The sequence below is a fragment of the Streptomyces panacea genome (assembly GCF_040560175.1).
Classification (GTDB): domain Bacteria; phylum Actinomycetota; class Actinomycetes; order Streptomycetales; family Streptomycetaceae; genus Streptomyces; species Streptomyces panacea.
Map to the genome: position 1 here is coordinate 24,216 of NZ_JARJHW010000069.1, position 8,659 is coordinate 32,874.

Consider the following 8,659-nt stretch of genomic DNA (forward strand, 5'->3'; position numbering starts at 1 on the left):
CCGCGTACGGCAGGGGCCGTAACACCCGGAACGCACGCTGGCGCCATGACCGATGCCGCCGTGGGCCCCGACGCCACCGTGACCGATGCCCCCGTGGTCTCCGACGCCGTCCCGACGCACTGCCCCTACTGCGCGTTGCAGTGCGGGATGGGTCTGCGGCGTACGGCGGACGACCCCGGTGTCGAGGTCGTCGAGCGCCCCGGCTTCCCCGTCAACCGGGGCGCGCTGTGCGGCAAGGGGCGTACGGCGGCGGCCGTGCTGTCCTCGCGGGTGCGGCTGACCGAACCGCTGGTACGGCGGTCCAGGGGCGGCCCGCTCGAACCCGCCACCTGGGACGAGGCGTTGGGCGCCGTCGCCGACGGGCTCGCGCGGACGCGGGCGGACCACGGGCCGGACGCGGTGGGCGTCTTCGGCGGGGGCGGGCTGACCAACGAGAAGGCGTACGCGCTCGGCAAGTTCGCCCGCGTCGTGCTCGGCACCTCGCAGATCGACTACAACGGGCGCTTCTGCATGTCGTCGGCCGCCGCCGCGCATCAGAGGGCGTTCGGGCTGGACCGGGGGCTGCCGTTCCCGCTGGCGGACATTCCGCGTACGGGGTGCGTGATCCTCGTCGGTTCGAATCTCGCCGAGACCATGCCGCCCGCCCTGCGCTATCTGACCGAACTGCGCGAGAACGGCGGCACGTTGATCGTCGTCGACCCCCGCAGGACCAGGACCGCCGAGCAGGCGGACCTCCATCTGGCACCCCGGCCCGGCACGGATCTGGCCCTGGCCCTGGGCCTCTCGCACCTCGTGGTGGCGGGGGGCCGGACGGACGAGGAATTCGTACGGGAGCGTACGACGGGCTGGCCGGAGGCGAGGGCGGCGGTGATGGCGCACTGGCCGGAGCACGTCGAACGGGTCACGGGGGTCCCGGTGCCCCAACTCCGGGAAGCGGTGCGCCTGTTCTGCGACGCGCCGACGGGCATGGTGCTCACGGCGCGCGGGCCCGAGCAGCACTCCAAGGGCACCGACACCGTGGGCGCCTGGATCAACCTCTGTCTCGCCACGGGGCGCGCGGGCCGGCCGCTGTCCGGCTACGGCTGTCTCACCGGTCAGGGCAACGGCCAGGGCGGGCGCGAACACGGCCAGAAGGCCGACCAGTTGCCCGGCTACCGGAAGCTGACCGACCCGGCGGCGCGGGAGCATGTGGCGCGGGTGTGGGGGGTGGCTCCCGACTCGCTGCCGGGGCCGGGGCGCAGCGCGTACGAACTGCTCGACGCCCTTGGCGGCGACGTCAGGGCGCTGCTGCTGATGGGCTCGAACCCGGTCGTCTCGGCGCCGCGCGCCGCCCACATCGAGGGGCGGCTGCGCTCACTGGACTTCCTGGCCGTGGCGGACGTGGTGCTCTCGGAGACGGCGGCGCTCGCCGATGTCGTGCTGCCGGTGGCGCAGTGGGCGGAGGAGACGGGGACGACGACGAGCCTGGAGGGGCGGGTCCTGCTGCGGCGCCGGGCGATCACCCCGCCGGCGGGCGTACGGAGCGACCTCCAGGTGCTGCACGGGCTCGCGGGGCTGCTCGGTCACGAGAAGGGGTTTCCGGCGGATCCGGAGGAGGTCTTCGAGGAGTTGCGCCGGGCGTCGGGGGGCGGTCCGGCCGACTACTCGGGGATCACCTACCGGCGGATCGCGGCGGAGGACGGGGTGTTCTGGCCGTGCCCCGAGGACGGTCACCCCGGCACGCCCCGGCTGTTCCTCGACCGGTTCGCGACCGACGACGGGCGGGCCCGCTTCGTACCCGTCGTCCACCGCCCGGCCGCCGAGGAGACGGACGCGGAGTATCCGGTGCTGCTGACGACGGGGCGGGTCGTCTCGCAGTACCAGTCGGGCGCCCAGACCCGGCGCGTGGACGAGCTGAACGCCGCCGCGCCGGGTCCCTTCGTGGAGTTGCACCCACGGCTCGCCGAGCGGCTCGGGGTGGCCGAGGGCGATCGGCTCGCCGTGGTCTCCCGGCGCGGCCGGGCGGTCGGGCCGGCGCGGATCACGACGGCGATCCGCGCGGACACGGTCTTCATGCCGTTCCACTGGCCGGGCGAGGGCCGGGCGAACAACCTGACGAACCCGGCGCTCGACCCGACGTCCCGGATGCCGGAGTTCAAGGTGTGCGCGGTGCGCGTGGAGCGCGCGGATCCTTAGGAGGCCGTGCGCGGGATCACCGGCAGCAGCAGATACGACGCGTGGTCGCCGCCCGTGTGGACCGTGGTCCGGCCGTCGTACGTCCCCGCCACCCGGTCCCGGTCGTCGTTGTGCAGGAACGGCCCGCAGCCGGTGAGGTCGTTCTTCAGGTTGGACAGCCGTGCGCTGGGGCCCGGGTAGACGTAGTCCTTGCCCCGTACCTGGAGCGCGATCCGGTAGCCGGCCGGGACGACCAGGCAGGTCGGCAGGATCTCGATGTCGAGTTCGTGCACCTCCCCCGGCACCAGCGGTTCGGCGCGGTCGTGCAGGTGGTAGGGGCGGTGGGCGGTGGACAGTTCGGGGTCGAGCCGGCGGCGCGACGCCCGGAGCCAGCCCTGGGCGACGGGCGTGTGCGGGTCGAGCGCGCCCTGGAAGACGACCTCGTCGCCGGTGGGTGAGTAGACCCGTACGACAAGGAACAGATCGGCGTCGGTGGTGCTGGTGGAGACGTACAGCCTGGCCGCCAGCGGGCCGGTGATCTCGGTCTCCTCGGTCAGCGGCGGGGTGCTGAACTCCACCCCGTCGCCGAGCGCGGCGAACTCCGCCGGCACGCCGTCGGCCGGTGCCTCGGCTGCGAGGGACGAACCGGCGGCGTCCAGATGGAGTTTCGTCCACCGCGTGGACGGCAGCGGCCAGGCGTCCTCGCCGCGCTCCGTGAAGGTCGCGTCGACGTGCCGGATCTGCAACTGCACCGCCGGGCGGTCCTCCCAGCCGTTGGGCTCGTCCTTGAGATAGCGGTCGAAGAAGCGCTTCTGGAGGTCGACGCCGTAGTCGGTGTAGAACAGCGGCCAGTGCGCGTGGCCGTGCATCTCCAGCCACTTGGCGCCGGACGCGGCCCGTACGAAGCCCTCCACGTTGCCCCGCAGATGCAGGCCCTGTCCGCCCCAGTTGCCACAGCTCAGGACCGGCACGTCGATGGCGTCCCAGTCGGCCGAGCGGTCCCGGTGGTAGCCGTCGTAGAAGGGGTGCGCGGCGATGTCGGCGCCCAGGTCGGTGCGGCCGGCGGCCAGTTCGGCCGCGTCGAGGAGGTCGTCCCCGCAGATGAGCTGCCCCGTGTTCGGGTTACGGCCGCCGGTCTCGCCGACGCCGTACTGGACGGTCTTGACCTGCATGTCGTACCAGTGGTCCCAGAAGGTGGAGCGGATGCCTCCTTGGTAGGAGCCGTCGCGGTAGAAGTCCGAGGCGCCTTCCCACGGGCAGATGGCGGCCAGGTGCGGGGGTCGCAGGGAAGCGACCTGCCACTGGTTCATCGCGTAGTAGGAGATGCCGTTGAGGCCGACGCGTCCATTGCTCCAGTCGCGGGTGCCCGCCCATTCGACGCAGTCGTGGAAGTCCCGCGTCTCGCGCGGCGAGAACGGGTCGACGCGGCCCGGCGAGCGGCCGGTCCCGCGCGAGTCGACGCGCACGCACGCGTAGCCGTCCGGCACCCACTTCTCCGGGTCGACGACTTCCCAGTTCTGATACGTGTTCGAGGTGCCGGCCACGGTGTCGGGGTGGTCCCGCGCCATCGCCTCCCACGCGCTGGGGTAGCCGCGCTCGAAGGGCAGGCCCTTCGCGTACGGGCCGTACGTCATGATCACCGGTACGGGTCCGTCGGTCACCGGGCGGAACACGTCCGCCCGCAGGACGATCCCGTCGTCCATCTCGACCGGCACGTCCCATTCGACCCGCATGCCGCGGACGATCTCGGTCCGGAACGGCCGTGCGCCGCCGTCGTCGGGCATTTCTTGCTCCTTGCTGCTCTTTCGCGGCTCTTGGTGGGGTCAGCGGTTGACGTGCAGGTGCCAGGGCGCGAACCGGCGCAGCGCCGTCTCGGTCCCGGTGCGCGCGGCGATGCCGAGCACGGCCAGCACGAGGACGGCGACGAACGCGGCGTCCTGGTCGAACGAGCGGGCGTTGGTGAGGATGAACGTGCCGAGACCCGGCAGGCTGGCGAGGAACTCCACCGCCACCGCGCCGACGAGCGCCCGGCCGACGGCGACCTGAACGCCCGCGATGACGAACGGGAGGGTGGCCGGCAGCAGTACGTCGACCACCACCCGGGGGCGGGACAGCCGCAGCATCTGGGCGAGTTCGGAGAGTTGGAGGGGTACGTTCCGGGCGCCGTCGCCCGTGCTGACCACACAGGGCAGGAACGCCGAGAGCGCGATGACGGCCAGCCGGGTCTGGCTGGAGTAGCCGAGCCAGATCGTCGCCATCGGGACGATGGCGAGCATCGGCATGGCGTAGAGGCCGCTGACGTACGGCGAGGTGAGGTGGCGCAGCCACGGCACCCGTCCGACGGCGAGACCGAGTCCGGTGCCCGCGACGCAGCCGATGAGCAGGCCGAGCACCACACCGCCCAGGGTCTCGCCCAGCGCCGTACCGAAGTCCGGCGAGGTCAGGGTCGGCCAGGCGGACCCGGCGACGCCGGAGGGGGTGGGCAGATAGTCGGGCAGCCACAGCCGTACGGAGAGCTCCCAGACGGCCAGGACGAGGGCGGCGACGGTCAGTTTCCCGAGCACGTCGGCGCGTCGGCCGACGGGCCGGCCGGCGCGCCGGGGCCGGTTCGGGGGCCGTACCGGCGCGGGCGCCTCGGTCAGTGTCTCCGGGGTCATGACGTCACCTCCCGCCACCGTGCGAAGTAGCCCTCGACAGCGCGTCCGACGCCCATCAGGGCGACCGCCAGCACCGACACCAGCAGCGTCAGTCCGAGCACGGTGGCCGAGTCGAACCGGGTGCTCGCGGCGAGCAACAGCCCACCCACGCCACTGGCGTTGAGGAAGAACTCGGCGGCGAGGGTGCCGACGAAGGCCATCGCGATGCCCTGCCGTACGCCGGTCATGGCGTACGGCACGGTGTGCGGCAGCAGGACGTCCTTCCAGATCCGCCACTCGCTGCTGCGGAACGTGCGCGCGACTTCGAGCAGGGTGGCCGGCACCCGGTGTGCTCCTTCCGCGGTGTTGACGGCGATGGGGAACACCGCCGTCAGGAACACCACCAGCGTCTTGGCCGGCAGTCCGAAGCCGAACGCCGACAGGATCAGCGGGGCCAGGGCCACGATCGGGACGGACTGGAGGGCGAACAGCAGCCAGTCGGTACTGCTGCGCAGCAGCCGGGCCCGCGAGAGCAGCAGGCCGAAGCCGACCCCCGCGACGATCGCGAGGGCGAGTCCGACGACGAGCAGCCGCCCCGACGAGAGCAGCGCGCCGGGCAGCGTGCCGTCCTCGGTGATGGTGGCCAGCGCGGAGAGCGAGCGGCCGGGGGTGGCGAACAGGACGGGGTCGCGCTGCCCGGCCCACTGCCAGAGGCCGAGTCCGACGAGCAGGCCGGCGGCGGAGATGCCGAGCGGTATCAGCCGGCGGGCGACGCGGCGCTTCAGCCGTGGGCCCGCCGGGGGCGCGGGCTCGGACGGTGCCGCGGCCGGTGCGGGGGCGGCCTCGACCGGTGGACCGGAGGTGGCCGGGCGGGTGGCCGGGGGCGTACCCATCACTTGCCCGTCGCGTCGGCGAACACGGACGGGTCGACCATGTCGTCGTACGTCGGCGCCTTCTGCTTGGGGACGTTGCCCGCGGCCACGGCGCCCTCGATGGTGTGCTCGATGGCGTTACGGTCCAGGCCGTCGCCCGACTTGGGCCAGACGCCCAGCGAGAGGAACTTGGGCAGCGCCGCCTCGGTGACGGTCGCCGGCTCCTTGGTGAAGCTCGCCGCCACGGCCGCGACCTCCTTGAGGTTGGCCGGGTCGTTCATGTAGGCGACGGACTCGCGTACCGCGGCGACCACGTCGACCCACTGCTCGCGGGCCGCGCCGTCCAGCGCGCTCTTGGGCGCGACGAGCACCGTGTAGTGCTCCAGCGGGTCGACGCCGGCCAGCGTCATGATCTCCGCGGCCTTCGTGCCGGGCTTGACCTTCTGCTGCACGGTGGCGAGTTCGTCCGGGTGCAGTACGGCGACCTTGACCTGGCCGGCCACCAGCGCGTCGACCGTCGGCGGACCGCCCACGTTGATCGTGCTGACGTCCTTGGGGCCGAGTCCGCAGCTCTTGAGCATGCCGGCCAGGGCGAGGGCCTTCGGAGCGCCGACCGCGTCCACGGCGACCGTCCTGCCCTTGACCGACTCGCAGGTCGTGACGCCCGGGTCGGTGCTGGCCAGCAGGTACGTCGGCTTGGGGAAGCCCATCACGGAGACGATCGAGCCACCGGTGGCCCGCAGGGCGACGGCGCCCGGGGTGCCGATGATGCCGCCCTGGATCTCGCCGCTCTGCACCGCGCGGCCGACATCGGCGCCGGTGGTGAGCGGGCGCAGGGTCACATCGAGGCCGCGGTCCTTGAAGAAGCCCTGCTTCTCGCCCACGTACATCACGGTGTTGAGGAAGATGGGCGGGATGCCCGGCACGCCGATCGTCATCTTGCCGCCGCCGCCCGGGGCGGAACCCGCCGCCGTGTCGGAGCCGCTGTCGCCGCAGCCGGAGAGGACACCGACGAGAGCGAGGACGGTGGCCGCACCGACCAGGGCGGACCTGCGCCGCGGAATCTTCATGAGAGTTGCTCCTTCGTCTTCCGCGCGACGGTGCACGGCAGGGCTGAGGGTGGGTGTGGGTGTGGCAGGTGTGACGGGTGTGATGGGTGTGTCGGGAGGGGGCGGGGCGGCGGACGTACGGCCCCGAAGGGCCGAGGGGTCGGTCAGCGGCCCGATTCGGCGTTCATGATCAGGGACCAGACGCGCTCGCGGATCGCCAGGAACTCCGGCGTCGCCAGTACGGAACGGTCCCGCTCCCGGTCCTGTGGAAGCTTCACGTCGATCAGCTCGGCGACGCCGCTGGGCCGGCCGTTGAGTACGGCGATCCGGTTCCCGAAGAGAACGGCCTCGTCGATCGAGTGGGTGACGAACAGCATCGTCACGGGGTGGTCCTGCCAGATACGCAGCAGTTCGAACTGGAGCACTTCGCGTGTCTGGGCGTCCAGCGCGCCGAAGGGCTCGTCCATCAGGAGCAGCCGGGGGCGTACGGCCAGTGCCCGGGCCAGCCCGGTGCGCTGCTGCATGCCGCCGGACAACTGGTGCGGGTACGACTTCTCGAAGCCGGCGAGCCCGACGAGGGTGATCAGCTCCCGGGCCCGGTCGAGTGCTTCCTTCTTCCCTGTCCCCCGCACGCGCAGCGCGTAGGCGACGTTCGACTCGACCGTCTTCCAGGGGAAGAGGCCGAAGTGCTGGAAGACCATGGCCACGCCGTCCGGGGTGCCGTCCACGACGCGGCCGTCGATGCGGACCGCGCCCTCGGCCGGCGGGATGAGGCCGGCCACCGCCCTCAACAGGGTGGTCTTGCCGCAGCCGGACGGTCCGACGATGGAGAGCACCTCGCCGGCGCCGATGGTCAGGTTGATGTCTTTGGAGACCGTGCGCTCGCCGAATCGCATGGTCAGCCCGTCCAGCAGCACCGTGGCACCGGCATCGGCGTCGGCATTGGCATTGGCTCCGGCATTCGCTCCGGTGTCGTCGCCGTCGCCGGCCGGTACGGCTTGGCGCACCGATTTGATCGTGGTCATAGTGGGGATTCTGGGTCTAAGATGCCTGACACGCAATAGCTATACTTCAGAAACTGGAAAATGCATCATCTTGGTATGAGGTGCCTATGACGACGATGGCGAACCTTCTTCTCCTGCTGCACACCTGGGGCGGCGACGCCGCGACCTGGGGGCCCGCGCTGGGTCATCTCGGCGCGGGCGGGCGGCACTTGAACGCGCTCGACCTGCCCGGCCACGGGGCCCGCGCCGCCGAGCCGTTCACCGTGGACGCGGCGGTGGGCGCGGCGCTGTCCGCCTGTGACGGCGGAGCCCCCGGCGACGCGGGCGTCGTCGTCGGGGCCGCCGATGTCGTCGGGTCCGGGCTGGGCGCGCTCGTCGCGCTCGTGCTGGCCCAGCGGCACCCGGACCGGGTGCGTTCGCTGACCCTGGTCGGATTTCCCCCGGCCGACGGCGCCGAGGCGGCCCGCCGGCCCGCCGACACCCGGGCCGCGCTGGAGCGCGACGGCGCGGCCCTCTTCGCCCGCAACTACGTCGACAGCACCCTCCTGTCCGCCGACCCCGCCCACCGTGACCTGCTGCGCCGCGCGATGGCGGGCACCCGGCCCGAGGTCCTGCTCGACTCCCTGCGCGCCACGCTCGGCTGGGCCACCCACGCGCGGGCGACTCCGCTCGGGCTGCCCTGCCAGGTGCTGCGCGGCGCGCGGGACCACCGGGTCGCCGCCACCGCGGCCGACTCGCTCGCCGGACGGCTCGGCGGCGTCAGCGCCGTGGTGCCCGGCGCGGGTCATGTCGCCTATCTGGACGAGCCGGAGGTCTTCGCCGCCGCGCTCACCGCCTTCCACGACGGCATCCGCACGGCACCCGCCGACTGACGTCCGTCCTCAATTCCCCGCGCCACACTGGCCCGTTCCGTTCGATGGGACACTCGTCGGGCCCGCCGCCCG

General features: G+C 72.6%; 7 protein-coding genes. 2 read left to right on the forward strand and 5 right to left on the reverse strand.

Going from position 1 to position 8,659, the window contains the following annotated elements:
* Nucleotides 1–45: 45 nt before the first annotated feature.
* On the forward strand, nt 46–2,175 hold the full coding sequence (locus P3L51_RS18205; protein ID WP_354606293.1) for a molybdopterin oxidoreductase family protein: 2,130 nt from the start codon (nt 46–48) through the stop codon (nt 2,173–2,175).
* Here the strand turns inward: P3L51_RS18205 and P3L51_RS18210 are convergent.
* From P3L51_RS18210 to P3L51_RS18230, 5 genes are all read right to left on the reverse strand, one after another.
* Nucleotides 2,172–3,938, reverse strand: a complete 1,767-nt coding sequence (locus P3L51_RS18210) for a CocE/NonD family hydrolase (RefSeq protein WP_354606294.1) — start codon at nt 3,936–3,938, stop codon at nt 2,172–2,174. The genes P3L51_RS18205 and P3L51_RS18210 overlap by 4 nt on opposite strands.
* 39 nt (nt 3,939–3,977) lie before the next feature.
* Nucleotides 3,978–4,811, reverse strand: coding sequence for an ABC transporter permease (locus P3L51_RS18215; protein WP_354606295.1), 834 nt, complete (start codon nt 4,809–4,811; stop codon nt 3,978–3,980).
* Nucleotides 4,808–5,683: an ABC transporter permease gene (locus P3L51_RS18220; RefSeq protein ID WP_354606296.1), complete on the reverse strand. Its 876-nt coding sequence runs from the start codon at nt 5,681–5,683 to the stop codon at nt 4,808–4,810. Before P3L51_RS18220 ends, P3L51_RS18215 begins: the two co-directional genes overlap by 4 nt.
* Nucleotides 5,683–6,732, reverse strand: a complete 1,050-nt coding sequence (locus tag P3L51_RS18225; RefSeq protein ID WP_354606297.1) for an ABC transporter substrate-binding protein — start codon at nt 6,730–6,732, stop codon at nt 5,683–5,685. Before P3L51_RS18225 ends, P3L51_RS18220 begins: the two co-directional genes overlap by 1 nt.
* Nucleotides 6,733–6,875: 143 nt before the next feature.
* Nucleotides 6,876–7,736: an ABC transporter ATP-binding protein gene (locus P3L51_RS18230; protein WP_354606298.1), complete on the reverse strand. Its 861-nt coding sequence runs from the start codon at nt 7,734–7,736 to the stop codon at nt 6,876–6,878.
* 95 nt (nt 7,737–7,831) lie between these two features.
* Between P3L51_RS18230 and P3L51_RS18235 the strand changes: the two genes are divergently transcribed.
* Nucleotides 7,832–8,587, forward strand: coding sequence for an alpha/beta fold hydrolase (locus P3L51_RS18235; RefSeq protein ID WP_354606299.1), 756 nt, complete (start codon nt 7,832–7,834; stop codon nt 8,585–8,587).
* The last annotated feature ends 72 nt before the right edge of the window (nt 8,588–8,659 follow it).

Bases quoted from the DNA above. Each gene is read 5' to 3' on its own strand.
- P3L51_RS18230 (WP_354606298.1), bottom strand. From the start codon at position 7,736: ATGACCACGATCAAATCGGTGCGCCAAGCCGTACCGGCCGGCGACGGC.
- P3L51_RS18235 (WP_354606299.1), top strand. From the start codon at position 7,832: ATGGCGAACCTTCTTCTCCTGCTGCACACCTGGGGCGGCGACGCCGCG.
- P3L51_RS18225 (WP_354606297.1), bottom strand. From the start codon at position 6,732: ATGAAGATTCCGCGGCGCAGGTCCGCCCTGGTCGGTGCGGCCACCGTC.
- P3L51_RS18210 (WP_354606294.1), bottom strand. From the start codon at position 3,938: ATGCCCGACGACGGCGGCGCACGGCCGTTCCGGACCGAGATCGTCCGC.
- P3L51_RS18205 (WP_354606293.1), top strand. From the start codon at position 46: ATGACCGATGCCGCCGTGGGCCCCGACGCCACCGTGACCGATGCCCCC.
- P3L51_RS18220 (WP_354606296.1), bottom strand. From the start codon at position 5,683: ATGGGTACGCCCCCGGCCACCCGCCCGGCCACCTCCGGTCCACCGGTC.
- P3L51_RS18215 (WP_354606295.1), bottom strand. From the start codon at position 4,811: ATGACCCCGGAGACACTGACCGAGGCGCCCGCGCCGGTACGGCCCCCG.